The sequence below is a fragment of the Kitasatospora sp. NBC_00374 genome, assembly GCF_041434935.1.
In the GTDB taxonomy this organism is placed as follows: Bacteria; Actinomycetota; Actinomycetes; order Streptomycetales; family Streptomycetaceae; genus Kitasatospora.
In genome coordinates this window covers 2,399,934-2,419,421 of the sequence record NZ_CP107964.1, presented here as the reverse complement: position 1 = coordinate 2,419,421, position 19,488 = coordinate 2,399,934, and the positions used below count along the sequence as shown (strand labels likewise).

Sequence of the window (19,488 nt, the reverse complement as noted above, 5' to 3'; positions counted from 1 at the left end):
CCGCCCCGCCCTGAAACCCAGACCCGGGAGCCCGTCCGATGACCAGTCAGCCCCCCGACGTCGACGGCGGCCCGGCCCGCCGCAGCCTGCTCAAGACCGCCGCGCTCGCCACCGGCGCCCTGGCCCTGCCCGTCGCCGCCGCCCCGGCCCGGGCCGACGAGCCCACCGAGCTCGGCCGGATCCCGTTCCTCGGCCCCCACCAGTCCGGTGTGACCACCCCGCCGCAGGCCTTCGCCGCCTTCGCCGCCTGCAACGTCCAGGCCCCCGACCGGGCCGCCCTCGAACGGCTGCTGCGCACCCTCACCGGGCGGATCGCCTTCCTCACCACCGGCGGCGCCCCGCCCGACCCGGACGGCGACAACGGGATGCTCGGTCCCCTCGTCCCGGCCGACAACCTCACCGTCACGGTCGGCGTCGGCGCCTCGCTCTTCGACGACCGCTACGGCCTGGCCGCGGCGAAGCCCGTCCGGCTGACCGCGATGCGCGCCTTCCCCGAGGACCGGATGGAACCCGGCGACGCCCACGGCGACCTCTCGCTGCAGATCTGCGCCGACAGCCGGGACACCGTGCTGCACGCGCTGCGCGACCTGCTCGCGCACAGCGACGGCGGCCTGCAGCTGCGCTGGCGGGTGGACGGCTTCCAGAACCGGCCCCGGCCGGCCGGCGCCCAGCGCAACCTGATGGGCTTCAAGGACGGCATCGTCAACCCCGACACCGACTCCGAACGGGAGATGGACCGGCTGGTCTGGGTCTCCGAGGCGGGCGGCGAACCCGCCTGGGCGGCCGGCGGCAGCTACCAGGTGGTCCGGGTGATCCAGATGCTCAGCGAGGCCTGGGACCGGGTGCCGGCCGCCGACCAGGAGCGGGTCGTCGGCCGCCGCAAGGACAGCGGCGCACCGCTCGACGAGATCCCCGACCGCGCGCACATCCGGCTGGCCGACCCGAAGACCCCGCAGACCGCCGACAGCCGGATCCTGCGCCGCGGCTACAACTTCGACCGGGGCGTCGACGCGAGCGGCCGGCTCGACCTCGGCCTGCTGTTCTGCTGCTACCAGCAGGACGTGGCCCGCCAGTTCGAGGCCGTTCAGCGCCGGCTGGCCGGGGAACCGCTGGCCGACTTCACGGTGCCGGTCGGCGGCGGGTACTTCTTCGTGCTGCCCGGGGTGCGGGACGAGGACGACTGGCTGGGCCGGAGCCTGCTGGCCGCCGGCTGACCCGCCGCCGGCGGTGCGGCCGCCCCGACCGGGCGGCCGCACCGCCGGCCCGCGAGGTCAGAAGGTCAGCGGCTGGAAGAAGGTGGGGCTGCCGCTCGACGCGCCGCCGCTGATCAGGCCGAGCCCGGTGCCGCCGTCGTAGACCGGCCCGCCCGAGTCGCCCTCGCCGCCGCTCTGGCTGCTCCTGACCAGGCCCTTCACCAGCCCGTCCGGGTAGTTGACGGTGACGTTCACCGCCGTGACCGAGCCGCACCGGGTGCCGCTGGTGGCGCCCCGGCCGCAGACCGCCTCGCCCAGGGACGCCTTGCCGAACCGGGCGACCGGCACCGTCGAGCCCAGCACGTCGTTCGGCAGGCTCCAGCCCGCGACCGGGGTGATCACCGCCCAGTCCGTGCCCGGGTAGCGCCAGTCGGTGACCGCGCCGATCCGGTTGCCCCGGGCGTCGTACCAGGTCGTCGCGGCGTCGGCGCAGTGGCCCGCGGTGGTCGTGGTACCCGGGCGGTAGTTGTTGAGGCCGCTGGTGCACTCGTAGACCAGCCCGGAGGTCCCGCTGTAGATCGCGCTGCCGCCGTGCAGCGTCCCGGCGGCCCGCGCGCCCCGCTGCGCGGGGGCGGGCACCCGGGCGATCCGGCGGTCGACCGGCTCGTCCACCTCGGTCAGCGAGGTCGGCGCGGGCAGCGCGGACGCGGCCAGCGCGGCGCCGACGAAGCCCTCGGTGTGCGCGTCCTCGGCGCCGCGCAGCACCGCGACGCTCAGCCGGCAGGCCCGCGGGTCGACGTACCAGTACTGGGCCCGGCCGGCCTCGCCCGCGGCGGCCTTGGCGTCCAGGTCGGCCTGCAGACCGTCCAGCCGCTCCAGCTCCGCCGGGCCGCAGAGCGGCGCGTCGATCGGCAGCGGGACGGCCGCCGCGGCCGGGCCGACCGCGGCCGTCCAGACGAGTGCGGCTGCGGGCAGCAGCGTGCGCAGGACCCTACGTGTCATCAGAGGTGCTCCGTTCGTCGGCCGCCCGTCTGCCCGCACGGGGACTCGTGCGCCGGAACGGCCCTGAGCGGCCACCGTACGAAGGCGAACCACCGGCGCCGCCCAGCGCGCCCGCAGGCTCACCTGATCAGCGCAGACCGGCGCCGCGCGGCGGGCCGGCACCGGCCGGCCGGCCGCCCGCAGCGCCGGTCCCGGCGGCCGGGCTGTCACAGGTGCCCGCCATGATGGAGCACGTCACGGCAGCACAGACGGAAGGACGTGCCACATGAGCTGGTGGAAGGGGCCACTGGTCGGCTTCGACCTGGAGACCACGGGCACCGATCCGGCGGAGTCCCGGATCGTCAGCGCGGCCCTGGTGGACACGCTGGGCGGCCGCACCGAGGCCGCCGCCGGCTGGCTGCTCGACCCGGGCGTCCCGGTGCCGGCCGAGGCCACCGCCGTCCACGGCATAGCCGACGAGTACGCCCGCACCCACGGCAGCCCCGCCGCCGAGGGCGTGGAGGAGATAGCCCGGGCGCTCTGCTCCCGGCTGCTGGCCGGCCGTCCGGTGGTCGTCTTCAACGCGCCGTTCGACCTCTCGCTGCTCGACGCGGAGCTGCGCCGGTACGGGCTGCCCAGCCTGGCCGACCGGCTCGGCGGCCGGGTCGGGCCGGTGCTGGACGCGCTGGTGATCGACCGCACGGTCGACAAGTACCGCAAGGGCTCGCGCACCCTGCAGCGGGTCTGCGAGGTGTACGGGGTGGAGCTGGCCGACGCGCACGAGGCCGGCAGTGACGCGCTGGCCGCCGTCCGGGTCGCGGTGGCGCTCGGCGAGCGGTACCCGGCCCAGGCCGGCGAGCTGACCCCCGAGCAACTGCACGACCGTCAGGTCGACTGGTACCGCGCCTGGGCCGAGGGCCTGCAGAGCTGGCTGCGCCAGGGCAAGGAGCCCGCGGCCGTGGTGGACGGGCGCTGGCCGCTGCGCTGACCTCCGGCGGGCCGGCAGGTGGGGGTGGTCAGGAGGGGGTGGTCAGGAGGCCGGGAGGTCGAAGCAGTACCCCTGCGCGGTCAGCCACGGCAGCAGCTGCCTGAGCGCCGCGACGGTCTGGCTGCGGTCGCCGCCGCCGTCGTGCAGCAGCACCACCCCGCCCGGCCGCAGACCGCGCTGGACGGCGGACACGATCGCCGCCGTGCCGGGGCGGGACCAGTCGCGCGGGTCGACCGACCAGCTCAGCGAGCGCATCCCGGCCTGGGCGGCGATCTGCTCGTTCTCGGCGGTGAAGTCCCCGCCCGGCGCGCGGAACCAGCTCACCGGGGTGCCCGGGCCCGCGGCGTTGACGATCATGTCCTTGGCGGCGGCTATCTCCTGCACCTGCCGGTCGTGGGGGAGCGCGTGCAGGGGCTGCGGGTGGTGCACGGTGTGGTCGCACAGCCGGTGCCCCTCGGCGACGATCCGCCGCACCGCGGCCGGGTTGGCGGCGGCGTCCGTCCCGATCAGGCAGAAGGTCGCGCGGACGTGGTACTGGGCGAGCAGGTCGAGGATCTGGCCGGTCGCCGGGCCGGGGCCGTCGTCGAAGGTCAGGGCGACACTCCGGCCGCCGGAGGCGGTGGAGCGCACCAGCGAGACGGCCGGTTTCGGTGGCGGCGCCGGCGGGGTGCTCGTCGCCGTCCGGCCGGTGGTGGGCTTCGTGGCGGCCGGTGTGCTCGGCCTCGGGACGGCCGGCTTCGTGGTGGCGGGGGCGGTCGGCGTGGCCGGACGGCCGGTGGTGGGAGCCGGGCTGCCCGGTGTGCTCGGCCCGCCCGAGGTGCCGGTCCCGTCGGTGGTACCGGGCGCCGGTGCGGCGGACGGCGAGGCGCCCGACGGTGCGGTGCCCGTCGACACGGAGGCGGCCGGGGTGCCGGCCGCCCGCGTCGTGTGGCCCTCGGCGCGCCCGCAGCCCGCGAGCAGGGCGGGGAGCAGCAGCGCGGTGACCGCCCCGCCCATGGCGCGGCGGTGCGGGGACAGGTGACGGGGAGGCAGCATGGTGGCGACTCCTGGTGTCGTACCGGCCGGCTCGGGGCGGGCCGTGTGCTGCCATGGACGCGGGGCCGTGCGGGCCGGTTCCGCTGCCGCGTACGAGCGGTGCCGATGACCGGAACCGGCCGGGGCGGTGGCCGGATTAGGGGGATCCCCCGGCTGCCGGACGTCCTCAGAACGCGTACCAGCGCACCCGGGGGTCGTCGGCCCGCAGCGAGTCCACCCGGCGGCGGAACTCGGCCAGGGCCGCCGGGGCGGTCGCCGCCTGCTGGGCCACCCAGGCGGCGCTGGCGGTCTCCCGCGCACCGCGCAGCACCGCGAAGCCGGGCCACGCGCGGACGTCCCAGCCGTACGCCTCGGTGAAGGCGAGGTAGTCCTCGGTGGGGACGCCGTACCGGTCGTGGCTGAGGGCGAGCACCACCAGGTCGTGCTCCCGCAGGTCCTGGGCGACGTTCTCCAGATCGAGCAGGACGGGCCCGTCCGGCCCGACGTGGACGTTGCGCGGCAGCGCGTCCCCGTGGATCGTGCCCGGCGGCAGGTGGGGGGTCAGCTCGGCCGCGGCCGCGGTGAACCGCTCCTTGCGTTCGCGCAGGAAGCGGGCGTCGGCCGGGTCGATCCGCCCGTCGGCGGCGGCCAGCCAGCGGTCGACCGGGGCCAGCAGGTCGCGGGGCCGCAGTGGGAACGGCGGCGGGGCCAGCCGGTGCAGCGCCCGCAGCAGCGGGGCCAGGTCCGCGGGCCGGGCGGCGCGGACGGCCGCCGGCAGCCGGTGCCAGAAGGTGACGGGGTGCCCGTCCGGGACCACCGGCCCCGGCAGGTACGGGCGGACCACCGGTACGCCCTGGCCGTCCAGCCACTGAGCCGTGGTCAGCTCGCGGTCGGCCCGTTCGGCGGTGGCCGGGCTGCGGCCGACCTTGGCCACCACGGCCGGGCCGCCCAGGTCGAAGACCGCGTTCTCGCCGAGCGCCAGCAGTTCGGCCGCGTCGGGCCGGGGCAGGCCGGCCGTGGTGCAGGCGGCGGCGAGCAGGGCGCGGGCGCGGGGCTCGTCGAAGGGGGCTTCGGTGGTCATCGTGGCGGCTCCGTTCTGCCTGGTGCCGGTCAATCCTGCCGCAAGCGTCGGACACGAACGGCGCGCGGTCGGCGCGTCCGGGTGCCCGGCCCGTCCGCCCGGACGGCACAACCCCCACCGGCCGTCCCCTGTGCGGTCGGTGGGGGTTGTGCCGCCTGGAGCGGTCAGCGGTCAGCGCACGGCGGTCAGTGCGCGGCGGGCTCGCGCTCGGCGGCGTGCCGGGCCGGGGCCGCGGCGGCCGGCGGCGTGGGCTCGCCGTGTTCGAGCTTCGGCAGCCAGGACAGCCAGTTCGGCAGGTACCAGTTGCGCTCGCCCAGCAGGCTCATCGCGGCGGGCAGCAGGACCGCCCGGATCACGGTGGCGTCGATCAGCACCGCCACCGCGAGGCCGACGCCCATCTGCTTCATCGACTGCATCGACAGGGTGCCGAACACCGCGAACACGCCGACCATGATCACGGCCGCGCTGGTCACCACGCCGGCCGTGCTGCGGATGCCGTACGAGATGGCGGCCTGGGTGGACAGGCCGCGGTCGTGCGCCTCCTTGATCCGGGAGACCACGAACACGTGGTAGTCCATGCTCAGCCCGAAGAGGATCACGAAGAGGAAGAGCGGCACCCAGGACTCCACCGCGCCCACCCCGGCGGTACCGAGCAGGGACGCCCCGACGCCGTGCTGGAAGACCAGCGACAGCACCCCGTACGCCGCGCCGACCGACAGCAGGTTGAGCACCACGGCGGTGACGGCGATGCCCAGGGAGCGGAAGGAGGTGAGCATCAGCAGGAAGGCGAAGGCCACCACGAAGCCGAAGACCGGGAGCATCGAGTCCGACATCTGCCGGTTGAAGTCGTGCGAGCCCGCGGTCTGGCCGGTCACCGGGGCCTCGGTGCCGGGCACCTTGAGCAGGGTGTCGGCGACCACCGTGCCGCGCAGCGCGTCGAGGGCGTCGTTGCTGGTGGCGTCGTTGCCGCTGCCGAGCAGGGGGACGTCGATGGTGGCGACGTTCTGCGCCTGGTGGACGGTGACCTGGATCGGGCCGTGCATGCCCTTGGTGGTGAGCGCCCTGGCCTGGAAGTCGGCGATCGCCCTGGTCATCTCCGGGGAGTCGATGTCCCTGGCCTTGACCACGACGGTGGCCGGTGACGGGCTGCCGGGGAAGGCCGCCTCGATCCGGGCCGAGGTGGCCACCAGCGCGTTGCCCTTGGGCAGTTGCTGCTGGAAGGTCAGGTTGGCGGTGTGCATGGTGAGCATCGGGGCGGCCAGGCCCAGCAGCAGGCCGCCGGCCAGGACGGTCGCGGCCAGCGGGCGGCGCAGCACCGGGGTGAGCACGGCGTTCCAGACCCGGCCGCCGGCGGCGTCGCTCCGGCGGAGCCGGTGCAGGAACGGCACCCGGCCCTTGTCCACCCGGTCGCCGAGCATGGAGAGCAGCGCGGGCAGGACGGTCAGCGAACCGAGGACGGCGGTGACCACCACGATGATGGTGGCCAGTGACATGGCCTGGAAGTCGGCGATGCCGGTGAGGAACATGCCGGCCATCGCGACCACGACGGTGACACCGGAGACCAGGACGGCCCGGCCCGAGGTGGCGGCGGCGATCTGCAGGGCGGTCGCGGCGTCCCGTCCGGCGGCCCGCTCCTCGCGCTCGCGGCGCAGGTAGAAGAGGCAGTAGTCGACCCCGACCGCGAGGCCGACCAGCAGCATCACCGAGCTGGCGTCGTCGCTGGTGTGCAGCAGTCCGCTGCTCAGCGCGACCAGGCCGCCGGCCGCGATGAACGCGGTGAGGGCGAGCAGCACCGGCAGGACGGCGGCCACCAGCGCGCCGAAGGCGATCAGCAGGATGCCCAGCGCGAGCGGGACGGCCGTCCACTCGGCGCGGCTGAAGTCGTTCTTGAACTGGTCCTGGAACCACTTCCCGGCGCTGGCCTCGCCGAACTCCTCGACGGTGAGGTCCCGGTGGGCCGCCTGGACCTTGCCGACGGCGGCCAGCACGGCGGGGACGTCCTCCACCGCCTTCTCGTCCTGGCCCGCCAGGGTGAACTGCAGCAGGGCGGAGTGCCGGTCGGCCGATATCGCCCCGCTGTCGTACGGGCTGTGCAGGTCGGCGGTCCTGCCGGTGCCGGTGACGGCGCCCGCGACCTCGTCCACCACGCGCCGGAAGGCCGGGTCGTCGGCGGTCAGGGCGGAGCTCTGGACCAGGACGGTCTCGCCCGCCGGGCGCTTGATCCCGGCCTCGTCGAGGATCTTGGCGGCCCGGGCCACCTGGCCGGGCATCGACTCCGACTGCTCGACCTTGGTGCTGCCGTGCACGCCGCCGAGGTAGGCGGCGAGCACCACGAACAGCAGCCAGCCGAAGACGGCCGTCTTTCTGTGCCGGGCGCTCCAGGCGCCCATCGTCGCGGCGAGTCCAGGTTTCACGGGTGTTCGTCCCCCCAGGGAGTGCGGCGGCCGGATGCCGCCGGAAGCGGTCGCCGGCTGCGGTCCGGCGCGCTGTGGAAGCTGCATGAGGAAGGCTAGGAAAACGCGGCCTGACGCAACATCGGGCTGGCGGGGGAGTCTTCCCTGGGCCTTCCCTCACCCCGGGGGTGGGGTTTCCCCTACTCGGGCCCCCGAGATCTCCTCCTTGACGGGGAGGACCGGAGTCCACCCTGAGGGGGAGGCGTCTCCACCCGGAGCACGAGGTGTCGGGTGCCGTCCGCAGGTCAGGATGGTCCGGGGGCGGCACGGGGCCACCCCTAGGGGGCGGTCCGCGGGAAATCCACTTGCCGGGCGGCAAGTAAATTCCCGTAGGATGCTGACCGTACTTACCTGCCGACCGGCTAAGAGCAGGCGCTGCCGCTCGCCGCCCGGTCCTGCCGTCGCCCGGCGTCCCGTCCCCCCAGGGCTGCGGTGAACCATGCCCAGGAGGCACTACGAGCATGTTCCACCGAATAGGACACTTCGTCGTCAGGCGGGCCTGGTGGGTGATCGTCGGCTGGCTGGTCGCCGCTGTCGCGATCATCGCCACCGCCCCGACGCTGACCGCGCAGACCGACGAGAGCGCGTTCCTGCCCAAGCACTACGAGTCCATCCAGGCCGCGCAGGTGCAGGAGAAGGCCTTCCCGGCCAACTTCACCCCGGCCGCGATGGTGCTCTTCGAGCGGACCGACGGCGGCAAGCTGGACGGCGCCGACACGGCGGCCATGGGCAAGGTCGTCCAGGGCCTCACCGACAAGCACGTCAAGATGGTCGAGACCATTCTGCCGGTGAGTGAGCAGTCCACCTCCAAGGACGGCCGCTACGCGCTGTCCATGGTCGGCATGGAGAAGAACTCGGCGCACAAGCCCGAGGCCGCCGACTCGGCCAAGGAGCTGCGCGACGAGGCCAAGAAGCTGGCCGAGGGCACCAACCTCAAGGTGCAGCTGGGCGGTCAGGCCGCACAGAACCTGGACCAGAAGGACTCCTCGGAACTGGCCAACGCCCTGATCGGCATCGGCACGATCGTGATCATCCTGCTCACGCTCTGGCTGATCTTCCGCAGCCCGATCATCGCGCTGCTGCCGATCGTGTCGATCTTCGTCTACTCGATGGTCGCCAACGGCCTGATCGCCGACGCCAGCAAGGCCTTCGGGCTCAAGGCCGACAGCTCGGTGTCGGCCATCCTGATCATCGTGCTGTTCGGTGTCGGGACGGACTACTTCCTCTTCCTGATGTTCCGCTACCGCGAGCGGATGCGGGCCGGCGAGGACCGTAAGACGGCTGTGGTCAACGCCGTCGGCCGGGTCGGCGAAGCCATCTCCTCGGCGGCCGGCGCGGTCATCGTGGCCTTCAGCGTCCTGCTGCTGTCCAGCCTCGGCATGTTCAAGGCGCTCGGCCCCTCGCTGGCGATCGCCGTCGCGGTCACCGCGCTCGCCTCCGTCACCCTGGTGCCCGCCGTGCTCTCGGTGATCCCCGAGCGGGTGCTGTTCCGCCGCATGGTCCAGTGGTTCCGCTGGGACTGGCGCCACCTGAAGTGGCTCGTGTTGCTCCCGCGGACCAAGCCCTGGGCCGCGCCCGGTGCGGTCGGGACCTTCCTGCCCACGCTGCGCTCGCGCCCCCGCTGCAACTTCCCCGAGGCCTGGCGGATCGAGCCCGAGAACGCCCGCTTCGCCGCGCTCGGCCGGACCGTCGAGCGCCGCCCGCTGCTGGTCACCCTGGTCTCCGGCGCGATGCTGGTGGTGCTCTCCTTCGCCGCCTTCGGCTACAAGGGCACCTTCGACCTGGCCTCCGGCTCGATGCCGAAGACCAAGGAGTCGATGGTCGTCCAGGACACCCTGATGACGGCCTTCTCGGCCGGCGCCGCCGACCCCAGCCACATCTACCTGACCAGCACCAAGGAGGGCGCCAAGCTCGACGCCTCCGCGCTGACCGGGTACGTCGCGGAGCTCGGCAAGGTCCCCGGCGTGGCCCAGGTCGTGCCGCAGCCCCACCTGAGCCAGGACGGCGCCACCGCCGACATCACCGTGATGCTCAAGGACGCCCCGGCGACGAACCGGGCCATCGACACCATCGACGGCCTGCGCAAGGTCGCGCACGGCTCCGCCCCGCAGGGCACCGAGGCCTACGTCGGCGGTATCACCTCGGTGTACAAGGACATCAACACCGCGATGGCCCGCGACTACTCGCTGGTCTTCCCGGTCGCCGCACTGCTCATCATGCTGATCCTGGCGCTGCTGCTGCGCAGCATCGTCGCCCCCTGGTACCTGATGGCGGCGGTCGGCCTCGGCTTCGGTGCCACCGTCGGCGCCACCAGCCTGGTCTTCCAGCGGTTCCAGGGTGAGCCCGGCCTGATGTTCATGCTGCCGATGTTCATCTACCTGTTCGTGGTGGCGATCGGCACCGACTACAACATCCTGATGATCGCCCGCCTGCGCGAGGAGGCGGCCGAGGGCCACAGCCCGCGCAAGGCGGCCGGACTGGCCATGCGCCACGGCGGCCCCACGGTCGCGGCGGCGGGCAGCATCCTGGCCCTGACCTTCGCCACCATGCTGCTGGCCGGCAACTCGCTGTTCAGCCAGATCGGCTTCTCGGTGGCCTTCGGCATCGCCGTCTCGGCCTTCGTGATGGCGATGTTCTTCACCCCGGCCCTCACCGCGCTGCTCGGCCGCGCGGCCTGGTGGCCCGGTCACTCCCGGATCCCCGGCCACGCCGGGGACACCCCGGTGGCCGCCGACGAGCTGGAGCCCGCCGGCCGGCGCTGAGCCCACGGCGTTCACCGCGTTCACTGCTTGAAGGCGAGGGGGCGTGCGGAGCTGATCCGCGTGCCCCCTCGCTGCGTCGGCCAAACGTGGTGTGACCAGGGGAACTTTCCGATCACCACACCGATCGGCCGTGCTACAGTCGAGGCAGTTGCAGTATTGGTTCCCATGAACGTGTGTGTGCGCCTGCTGGTATCAACCAACAGGCGCATTTGTTTTGTCCGGTGTTTTGTCTCCGGATGGGGATCGCGGCTACTTGGGGTTCACGAGGTGTGGACCCTGACGCCCCAGTGAAATATGGAGACGGTTATGGCTACCGGCACCGTGAAGTGGTTCAACAGCGAAAAGGGCTTCGGCTTCATCGAGCAGGATGGTGGCGGCGCTGACGTGTTCGCCCACTACTCGAACATCCAGTCCAACGGCTTCCGCGAGCTCATCGAGGGCCAGCAGGTCGAGTTCGACGTCACGCAGGGCCAGAAGGGCCCGCAGGCCGAGAACATCCGCACCATCTGAGACCCGGCTTCCAGCCGACTCAAAAGTGCTGCGCGAGGGCCCGTACCGCAGGGTGCGGGCCCTCGCCCATGCCGCCGAACGGCCGGGGCGGCGCACTCCCACTCCTGTAACGGCCGACCTTCCCCCAGCCCACCGGCCGGGGGTTGCCCCCAAGGTCCCACCGCCCGCGGCACCAACCCGCAGCGGTCGGCCGAGCAGGATTTGGAGCACCATGACCGACCCCGCACGCACCCAGCGCACCCGCACCGGCGGCGGCCGCCCGCCGCGCAAGAGCGCCGGCGCCTCCGCCCGCCCGCGCACCGCGGCCCCGCGCCCGGCCGAGGAGTTCACCGTCGTCCAGGGCACCCCGGCGCGTCCGCCGGCGGCGAGCTTCGCCGAGCTGGACATGCCGAAGGCGCTGCTCACCGCGCTCGGCCGGGAAGGCGTCACCGAGCCCTTCCCGATCCAGGCCGCCACCCTGCCGGACGCCCTCGCCGGACGCGACGTGCTCGGCCGCGGCCGTACCGGCTCCGGCAAGACGCTGGCCTTCGGCCTGCCGCTGCTGGCCCGCACGGCCGGCCAGCGCGCCGACTCCCGCTACCCGCTGGCCCTGGTCCTGGTGCCCACCCGCGAGCTGGCCCAGCAGGTCACCGAGGCGCTGAGCCCGTACGCGATCGGCCTCAACCTGCGGATCACCACCGTGGTCGGCGGCATGTCGATCACCCGCCAGTCCAACCAGGTGCGCCGCGGCACCGAGGTCCTGGTCGCCACCCCCGGCCGACTGGACGACCTGATCAACCGCGGTGACGTCCGGCTCGACCACGTGAAGATCACCGTGCTGGACGAGGCCGACCAGATGGCCGACATGGGCTTCCTGCCCCAGGTCGCCAAGCTGCTGGAGCAGGTCGCCCCCGGCGGGCAGCGGATGCTCTTCTCCGCCACCCTCGACCGTAACGTCGACCGCCTGGTGACCCGCTTCCTGACCGACCCGGTGACCCACTCGGTGGACCCGTCGGCCGGCGCCGTCACCACCATGGACCACCACGTCATCCAGCTGGAGCCGGCCGACAAGGCCGAGGCGACCGCCCGGATCGCCGCCCGCGACGGCCGCGTGATCATGTTCGTGCACACCAAGCACGGCGCCGACCGGCTCGCCAAGCAGCTGCGCGCCGCCGGTGTGCAGGCCGCCGCGCTGCACGGCGGCAAGTCCCAGCCGCAGCGCAACCGCACCCTGGACCAGTTCCGTGAAGGCCAGGTCAGCGCGCTCATCGCGACCAACGTCGCGGCCCGCGGCATCCACATCGACGGCCTCGACCTGGTCGTCAACGTCGACCCGCCGATCGACCACAAGGACTACCTGCACCGCGGCGGCCGCACCGCCCGGGCCGGCGAGTCCGGCACCGTGGTCACCCTCGTCCTGCCCGAGCAGCGCCGCGAGGTCTCGCGGCTGATGACCACCGCCGGCATCCGGCCGACCGTCACCAAGGTCCGCCCCGGCGACGGCGAGCTGAACCGGATCACCGGCGCCCGCACCCCCAGCGGCGTCGCGGTCCTGCCGCTGCTCGCCCCCGCCCAGGTGGCGCAGGCGGCCCAGGCCGCGGCCAAGGCCGAGAGCGGCGCCGACGGCCAGCCCCGCCGCCGTCCGCAGTCCAAGCGGTCCGCGCTCCCCAAGGACGTCGACCTCAACGGCAACCCCCGCCGGCCGCGCCCCAAGCAGCGCCTCGGCGCGGCGACCGGCGGCACCCGCGCGGCGGCCGGCGGCAGCAGGCAGGCCGCCGGGTTCATCGGCAAGACCTCGGGCCGGGCCCAGCCCGGCTCGGGCACCAAGAGCGGCTCCAACTACGGCACCGGCCGCCAGCGCCGCAAGTCCGACTGACCCGTCCGCACGCCTGTGGGGCGCCCGACCGTGACCCGGTCCGGCGCCCTTCGGCGTACCGGGCGGCGGTGTCCGCCCGCTCTCAGGCCTGCTCCAGGCGCCACCACTGCGCCGGGGTGTCGGTGTCCTCCCACTGCCGGACCGTGCCGTCGTCCGCAGCCTCCATCACCTTGCCGCTCACGAACGCCGTCACGGTGAAGGTGCCGGGCGCGTCCACATGCCGCTCGAACAGCCACTCCTGGGCACCGAACGCGTTCGCCGACCACTGCTGCAGCGGCACCCCGTCGTCGGTACGGGCACCCGTCACGTCGAGCCGCTTGCCGCTGGCGGCGTTCTCCAGGTGGTACAGGCCCGCCCCCTCGTGCACGGCCGACACCCGCCACACCTGGGCCGCACTGTCGTCGTCGCGCCCGTGCCGGACCTTGGCCCCGTGCCGGGTACTGCCCCCGGCGACCTCCAGCAGCAGCCCGCTCCCGACGTTCCGCAGCCGGTACCGCCCCTGCGCCACCGGTCCGCGCCCCTGCGCCGCCCGTCCCATCGCCCGACCCCCAGGATGCTCGCGTGCCCGTCCGCGACCACGGTACGCCGGGGCCCGGACGGCGGCCGGGGCTCCCGCCCTGCGGATGCTGCCAGAGCGGGTCGGGGCACGCGACCGGGGCCGCGTAGGGTGGGCGACCGACCGGGAGCGGAGGAGGACGGGATGGAACTCGGGGAGCGGCTCGCCGCACAGGAACGCGGCCTCGACGGGCTGCTGGCCGGGCTCGGGCTGGTCTGCGAGGAACCGTTCGACGAGCGGGTGGCGCGGCTGGCCGAGCATCAGCCGCTCTATCCGCAGTACCACCGGATCGGGCACAAGCGGCAGACGGTCTGCCGCGCCCTGGAGGCCGACCGTGCGGCGGCCGCGCACCACTACGACCGGGCGCTCGCCGTCCTGCTGTACGACGACGACCCCAGCTCGCCGCGCTGGCTCACCGCCGTCCTGGTCGCGGCGGTCGGCCGCCGGCGAGTGCTGGCGGACCTGCTGCGCGCGGCCGAACACGGCACCCCGGACGAGCGCCGCTGCGCCGCGCACGCCTGGCGCTGGGCCGAGCCGCCGCTGCGGTACGCGAGCGAGCAGGCCCGCCGGGAGGACCGCCCGACGGCGACCAGCCGCGCGGAGCGGGAGGCGCTGGCGGACCTGTCGGCCCGCTTCGCGGCCGCGACCGGCTGATCGCGCTCGCGCTGGACGTGCCCTGCCTCCGGACGCCCCCGCCGGAGCGTCAGGCGCTGAGCGCGCGGGCGGCCGGGGCGGCGTGCCGGGCGTGCTCGTAGCGGTGCAGCAGGAGGGCGGCGATTTCGGGGGCCGCGCCGAGGGTGTCCGCGACCAGGTCCGCGCCGGCGGCGGTGGCGGCCGTGGTGATCCGGTCCGGGAGCAGGCCGGGGGCCAGCAGGTACGGCGCGACGGCCACCCGTGCGACGCCGGGGGCCGCGCGCAGGGCCGCGATGGCGTCCGGGACGTGCGGGGGGACGGCGGAGGCGTGGGCGGTCCCGACGGCGGCCCAGCCCCGGGTGCGCTGCCACTCGGCGGCGAGTGCGCGGGTGGCGGCGTTGGCGGCCGGGTCGGAGGAGCCCGCCGAGGCGAGCAGGACGCCGGTCCGGCGGCGGACGGCGGCGGAGCCGAGGTCGAGGCCGGCCTCGGCGAGGCGGCGGTCGAGGGCGTCCAGCAGCAGCGGGGAGGGACCGAGCACGTCGGCGACCGGCAGGTCGGCGCCGGTGGCGCGCAGGGCGGCCGGGATGTCGCTCTTCGCGTGGAAGGCCCGGCCGAGCAGCAGCGGTACGGCCACCGCGGCCCGGCCGTCGAGGCGGTCGACCACCTGGGGGATCCGGGGCGCGCAGTGGTCCAGGTACGCGGTGGCGACCTCGACGGACGGGCGCGCCCGGCGCACCAGCCCGACCAGGGCGTCCACGGTGGCGGCGTGCCGAGGGTCCCGGCTGCCGTGGGCGATCAGGAGCAGCACGGGGCTGCCCGCCGCCGGGCCGGCGGGGAGCGGGCAGGGGAGGGCGGACAGCCGGCCGTTGCTCATGGGCGGTACCTCAGCGGCTCAGCGGGTGGTGACGAGCAGGCCGCGGCTGCGCAGCACCCGGCGCTCGACGGGGGAGAAGATCAGCAGGTCGATGGCGACGCCGACGACCAGGATCAGGATGATGCCGAGCAGCACGCCGGACATGTCGGAGAACTCGCGCTGGTTCTCCAGGTACCGGCCGAGGCCGACGCCCAGGTCGGGGGAGGCGGCGATGAGTTCGGCGGCCATCAGCGAACGCCAGGAGAACGCCCAGCCCTGCTTGAGGCCGGCCAGGTAGCCCGGGAGGGCGGCGGGCAGCAGCACGTGCCGGGCGCCGGCCAGGCCGGTGGCGCCGAGGGTGCGGCCGGCCCGCAGGTAGATCGGCGGCACCTGGTCGATGCCGGAGATCAGGCCGTTGGCGATGGAGGGGACGGCGCCGAGCAGGATCACGGCGTACATCGCCGAGTTGTTGATGCCGAGCCAGATGACGGCGGCGGGCACCCAGGCGACCGACGGCAGCGACTGCAGGCCGGAGAGCACCGGGCCGAGCGCCGCCCGTACCGGCTTGACCCGGGCGACGACCAGGCCGATCGGGGTGCCGATGACCACGGCGGCGAGGAAGCCGGACAGGCCGCGCCAGAGGCTGGTCCAGATGATCTCGAACAGGGTGCCCGCGTACCAGAGCTTGGTGAGCGACTGCCAGACCTCGCCGGGGCTGGGCAGCTTGTCGGTGGTGGTCAGCTCCAGGGTGACGGCGAGCTGCCAGACACCCAGCACCAGCAGGACGCCGAGCACCGGCGGCAGCACCTTCTGGCGCAGCACCTGGGTGACGGGGGTGCGCTGGACCTGGACGGTCTCCAGCGCGTCGAGGCCGGCCTCGACGCTGGCGGAGTCGGTCGGCTCCTTGGCGAGCGTGGTGTCAGTGCTGGACATGGCGGCGGATCTCCCCACGCAGTTCTTCGGTGATCTCGATGGACAGATCGGCGACACCGGCGGACTCGATCCGGCGCGGCTGCGGCAGGTCGATCCGCCACTCGCGGGCGATCCGGCCGGGGCGGGAGGAGAGCAGGACGACGCGCTGGGCCAGCCGGACGGCCTCGCGCACGTTGTGGGTCACGAACAGGACGGTCAGCTGCCGCTCGGCCCAGATCCGGGTGATCTCGTCGTGCAGCACGTCGCGGGTGATGGCGTCGAGCGCGGCGAACGGCTCGTCCATCAGCAGCACGTTGCCGCCCTGGGCGAGCGAGCGGGCCAGGGCGACGCGCTGGCGCATGCCGCCGGACAGCTCGTGCACCCGCTTCCGGTACGAGCCGCCGAGCCGGACCAGTTCCAGCAGCCGTTCGGCCTCGGGGCGGCGCTCCTCGCGCGGCACGCCGGCCAGTCGCAGGGCCAGCTCGATGTTGCGGCCGGCGGTGAGCCAGGGGAAGAGCGCGTGGTCCTGGAACATCAGGGCCGGGCGGCCGCCGGGCACCTCGATGGTGCCGGAGGTGGGCCGGTCGAGTCCGGCGACCAGGTTGAGCAGGGTGGACTTGCCGCAGCCGGAGGCGCCGAGCAGGGTGACGAACTCGCCGGGGGCCACGTCCAGGGAGATGTCCTCCAGGACGGGGGCGGCGGTGCCGGGGCGGCCGAAGGTCTTGTGCACGTGCGAGAGCCGGACGGCGGGGCGGCCGGTCGGCAGCTCGACGCCGGGAGCGTCTTGCGAGGTGGTCAGTGCCGGGGTCATCCGGGCACCTCCTGTCCTGCGTGATGGGTCTGGCATGGGCCTGCGGCGCGGGGCCGGGGCCCGGCCCCGCGCCCGTCCTGTGATTGGGCATCGACCGGACGGGAGCGGGGCGCGGGCCGCGGAGTCACGGGGTGAGGGTCACTTGACCCCGAGGCCGGCGTCCGCGACGGCCGGCCGGCCCTTCTCCTTGAGCACCTTGTTGAGCAGGGTCAGGTCGTAGATGCCGGTCAGGGCCGGCTTCTCCAGCAGGCCCGCCGTGACCGCGTGGTCGGCCTCCGCCTGGAAGGTGCTGGCCAGCGGGTCGTCGAGGAACTCGATGTCCTTCCACGCCGGGTCGAGGACCGCCGGCTCCAGGGCGTTGCCCGCGGCGGCCTTGATGGCCTCGTTGGCGTCGGCCTTGGCCTTGTCCGGGTCGGCCTTGATGAAGGCGTTGGTGTTCACCGAGCCGCGCAGCACGGCCTCCACCACGTCCGGGTGCTCCTTGAGGAACTTCTGCGAGACGATGATGTTGGTGATCACGAACTTGCCGTCCGGCCAGACCTGCTTCTCGTTGAGCAGCTCCTTGGCGCCCAGCGAGACCAGCTTGGACGCGGTCGGCTCCGGCACCCAGGCGCCGTCGATGGAGCCCGACTTGTAGGCGTCCGGGGTGACCTTGTTGTCCGAGCGGACCACCGAGACGTCACCGGCGCCGGACTGCGCGTCGACCTTGTAGCCCTTCTCGGCCAGGTAGTTGAGCAGCGCCACGTCCTGGGTGTTGCCGAGCTGCGGGGTGGCGATCTTCTTGCCCTTGAGGTCGTCCAGGGTCTTGATCTTGTCCGGGTTGACCACCAGCTTCACACCGCCGGAGGCGGAGCCGCCGATGACCCGCAGCGAGGCGCCCTTGGACTTGGTGAAGCCGTTGATCGCCGGGGAGGGGCCGATCCAGCCGATGTCGATCGAACCGGCGTTCAGCGCCTCGATCTCGGCCGGGCCGGCGTTGAAGATCTGGGTCTTGACCTGGGTGGCGCCGAGCTCCTTCTGGATCAGGCCCTCCTGCAGGCCGACCAGCGGGGTGCCGTGGGTCAGGTTGGCGAAGTAGCCGATCTTCACGGTGTCGGCGGAGAGCTTCTGGCCGGAGGCGCCGGACGCGGCGACCGGGGCGGCCGAGGTCTTGTCGGTGCTCTTCGAGCCGTAGCTGCAGGCGCTGAGCAGGCCCGCGACGGTGACCGCGGCGACGACGGCGACGGCGGACCGTCTGATCCGGCCGGCGTTCGGGCGGGCCGGGGTATGCGTGAGGGAGGTGCTGGGTGCCATGAGAGTCGTCCCTGTTCCATGGAAGGTGAAGGTGCGGTGGTGCTGTCGGCATCGGGATGCCGGGCAGGCCCGGCCGGCCCTGCTGTGGGAAGGGCCGGCCCGGTGACAGGGGATCAGTGCCCCTGTCCGCCCCCACATCGCGTCAGTCCGCCCTGGCCGCTGCCGAGGACGCCGCTGCCGATGCGGCCGCCTTCCTTGTCCATGCCCGAGAACGCCTCGCTGGGCATCAGACCCAGTCCTCCTCGTCGCCCGAAACGGTGTCGTCCGTGGTGATGCGGACGGTGTCGAACGCCTCGCCCGCCATGCCGGCGGTGAGGGTGGTGCCGTCGGACGGGTCGATCAGCAGAAACGATCCGGTCCGGCGGTTGGCGCTGTAGTCGTCGAGGGCCAGCGGCTCGGCGGTGCGCAGCACCACGTGGCCGAGGTCGTTGACGTCCAGGCCCTCGGCGCCGCTGCGCTGTTCGAGCGTGGTGATGTCGATCCGGTACGAGATCTCCTTCACCAGCGCCCGCACGGTGCGGGTGGTGTGCTTGAGCAGCACCTTGTCGCCGGCGCGCAGCGGGCGCTCGTTGAGGTGGGCGACGGTGGCCACGATGTCCTTGGTGGGCACCGGGGCCTGGCCGGCCGCGATCAGGTCGCCGCGCGAGATGTCGATGTCGTCGGCGAGGCGGACGGTGACCGACTGGGGAGCCCAGGCGATGTCGGTCGGCCGGCCGAGGGCGTCGATGCCCGCGACGGTGCTGGTGTGGCCCGAGGGCAGCACGGTGACCGGGTCGCCGACCCGCAGCACGCCGGAGGCCAGCTGCCCGGCGTAGCCGCGGTAGTCGCGGTGCTCCTCGCTCTGCGGGCGGATCACGTACTGGACCGGGAACCGGGCCGGCTCCTCGCTGGGGTCGGTGCCGACCGGCACGGTCTCCAGGTGCTCCAGCAGGGTCGGGCCGCCGTACCAGTCCATGTGCGCGGAGGGGACGACGACGTTGTCCCCGGCCAGCGCCGAGATCGGCACGGCCACCACGTCGCGCACGCCCAGCGAGGCCGCGTAGGCGGTGAACTCCTCGGCGATCGCGGCGAAGACGGGCTCGGCGTACTCGACCAGGTCCATCTTGTTGACCGCGAGCACCACGTGCGGCACCCGCAGCAGGGCGGCCACCGCGGCGTGCCGGCGGGTCTGCTCGACGACGCCGTTGCGGGCGTCGACCAGCACGACGGCCAGCTCGGCGGTGGAGGCGCCGGTCACCATGTTGCGGGTGTACTGCACGTGCCCGGGAGTGTCGGCGAGGATGAACCGCCGCCGGGGGGTGGCGAAGTAGCGGTAGGCCACGTCGATGGTGATGCCCTGCTCGCGCTCGGCACGCAGGCCGTCGGTGAGCAGCGCCAGGTCGGGCGCCTCCTGGCCGCGGCTGCGGGAGGCGTGCTCGACGGCCTCCAGCTGGTCCGCCAGCACCGACTTGGAGTCGTGCAGCAGGCGGCCGACCAGGGTCGACTTGCCGTCGTCCACGGAGCCGGCGGTGGCGAAGCGCAGCAGCGCGGTGGCGGAGGCCTCGCCGAAGGGGTTCTCGGCCGTCGAATCGGCCTGCAGGTCGGTCGGCATGT

General features: G+C 73.9%; 16 protein-coding genes. 6 read left to right on the top strand and 10 right to left on the bottom strand.

The features are described from left to right. The first annotated feature begins 38 nt into the window (after positions 1-38). Complete coding sequence (locus OG871_RS10790; protein ID WP_371496317.1) at positions 39-1,214, top strand: Dyp-type peroxidase; 1,176 nt, start codon at positions 39-41, stop codon at positions 1,212-1,214. 57 nt (positions 1,215-1,271) lie between these two features. Here OG871_RS10790 and OG871_RS10785 read toward each other — a convergent pair whose 3' ends face one another. Further along, the gene (locus tag OG871_RS10785; protein ID WP_371496315.1) at positions 1,272-2,195 is read right to left on the bottom strand and encodes a S1 family peptidase; all 924 of its coding nucleotides are present in this window, start codon (positions 2,193-2,195) and stop codon (positions 1,272-1,274) included. A gap of 265 nt (positions 2,196-2,460) precedes the next feature. Between OG871_RS10785 and OG871_RS10780 the strand changes: the two genes are divergently transcribed. Then, positions 2,461-3,162, top strand: coding sequence for an exonuclease domain-containing protein (locus OG871_RS10780; RefSeq protein ID WP_371496314.1), 702 nt, complete (start codon positions 2,461-2,463; stop codon positions 3,160-3,162). Positions 3,163-3,204: 42 nt separating this feature from the next. On the opposite strand, the gene OG871_RS10775 is transcribed toward OG871_RS10780, so the two are convergent. The 3 genes from OG871_RS10775 to OG871_RS10765 form a co-directional block, all read right to left on the bottom strand. Further along, positions 3,205-4,197: a polysaccharide deacetylase family protein gene (locus OG871_RS10775; RefSeq protein ID WP_371496312.1), complete on the bottom strand. Its 993-nt coding sequence runs from the start codon at positions 4,195-4,197 to the stop codon at positions 3,205-3,207. A 166-nt stretch (positions 4,198-4,363) separates the two neighbouring features. Next, positions 4,364-5,257 carry a phosphotransferase enzyme family protein gene (locus OG871_RS10770; RefSeq protein WP_371496310.1) on the bottom strand — a complete coding sequence of 298 codons (894 nt, stop codon included), beginning with the start codon at positions 5,255-5,257 and terminating at the stop codon, positions 4,364-4,366. Positions 5,258-5,442: 185 nt separating this feature from the next. Further along, entirely contained in the window at positions 5,443-7,647 is a 2,205-nt protein-coding gene (locus tag OG871_RS10765; RefSeq protein WP_371503270.1) for an MMPL family transporter, read from the bottom strand. Between the two features lie 524 nt (positions 7,648-8,171). On the opposite strand from OG871_RS10765, the gene OG871_RS10760 reads away from it, so the two are divergent. The 3 genes from OG871_RS10760 to OG871_RS10750 all read left to right on the top strand — a co-directional run bounded on the left by OG871_RS10760 (position 8,172) and on the right by OG871_RS10750 (position 12,837). Continuing rightward, positions 8,172-10,472: an MMPL family transporter gene (locus OG871_RS10760; protein WP_371496309.1), complete on the top strand. Its 2,301-nt coding sequence runs from the start codon at positions 8,172-8,174 to the stop codon at positions 10,470-10,472. Between the two features lie 306 nt (positions 10,473-10,778). Continuing rightward, a complete protein-coding gene (locus OG871_RS10755) occupies positions 10,779-10,982 on the top strand; it encodes a cold-shock protein (protein WP_371496308.1) in 204 nt (67 codons plus the stop codon). 211 nt (positions 10,983-11,193) lie between these two features. Beyond that, positions 11,194-12,837, top strand: coding sequence for a DEAD/DEAH box helicase (locus tag OG871_RS10750; protein WP_371496306.1), 1,644 nt, complete (start codon positions 11,194-11,196; stop codon positions 12,835-12,837). 82 nt (positions 12,838-12,919) lie between these two features. Here the strand turns inward: OG871_RS10750 and OG871_RS10745 are convergent, their stop codons facing one another. After that, the gene (locus OG871_RS10745) at positions 12,920-13,375 is read right to left on the bottom strand and encodes an RICIN domain-containing protein (RefSeq protein ID WP_371496304.1); all 456 of its coding nucleotides are present in this window, start codon (positions 13,373-13,375) and stop codon (positions 12,920-12,922) included. Between the two features lie 162 nt (positions 13,376-13,537). Here OG871_RS10745 and OG871_RS10740 point away from each other — a divergent pair, with 162 nt between their 5' ends. After that, on the top strand, positions 13,538-14,047 hold the full coding sequence (locus OG871_RS10740) for a hypothetical protein (RefSeq protein ID WP_371496302.1): 510 nt from the start codon (positions 13,538-13,540) through the stop codon (positions 14,045-14,047). A gap of 49 nt (positions 14,048-14,096) precedes the next feature. Here the strand turns inward: OG871_RS10740 and OG871_RS10735 are convergent, their stop codons facing one another. The 5 genes from OG871_RS10735 to OG871_RS10715 all read right to left on the bottom strand — a co-directional run bounded on the left by OG871_RS10735 (position 14,097) and on the right by OG871_RS10715 (position 19,486). Further along, positions 14,097-14,900, bottom strand: a complete 804-nt coding sequence (locus OG871_RS10735; protein ID WP_371496300.1) for a sirohydrochlorin chelatase — start codon at positions 14,898-14,900, stop codon at positions 14,097-14,099. Positions 14,901-14,918: 18 nt separating this feature from the next. Then, the gene (locus tag OG871_RS10730) at positions 14,919-15,812 is read right to left on the bottom strand and encodes an ABC transporter permease (RefSeq protein ID WP_371496299.1); all 894 of its coding nucleotides are present in this window, start codon (positions 15,810-15,812) and stop codon (positions 14,919-14,921) included. Next, the gene (locus OG871_RS10725) at positions 15,799-16,602 is read right to left on the bottom strand and encodes an ABC transporter ATP-binding protein (RefSeq protein ID WP_371496297.1); all 804 of its coding nucleotides are present in this window, start codon (positions 16,600-16,602) and stop codon (positions 15,799-15,801) included. Before OG871_RS10725 ends, OG871_RS10730 begins: the two co-directional genes overlap by 14 nt. A 138-nt stretch (positions 16,603-16,740) precedes the next feature. After that, positions 16,741-17,895, bottom strand: a complete 1,155-nt coding sequence (locus OG871_RS10720) for an aliphatic sulfonate ABC transporter substrate-binding protein (RefSeq protein ID WP_371496296.1) — start codon at positions 17,893-17,895, stop codon at positions 16,741-16,743. A 226-nt stretch (positions 17,896-18,121) separates the two neighbouring features. Beyond that, the gene (locus tag OG871_RS10715) at positions 18,122-19,486 is read right to left on the bottom strand and encodes a sulfate adenylyltransferase subunit 1 (RefSeq protein WP_371496294.1); all 1,365 of its coding nucleotides are present in this window, start codon (positions 19,484-19,486) and stop codon (positions 18,122-18,124) included. Positions 19,487-19,488 lie beyond the last annotated feature (2 nt).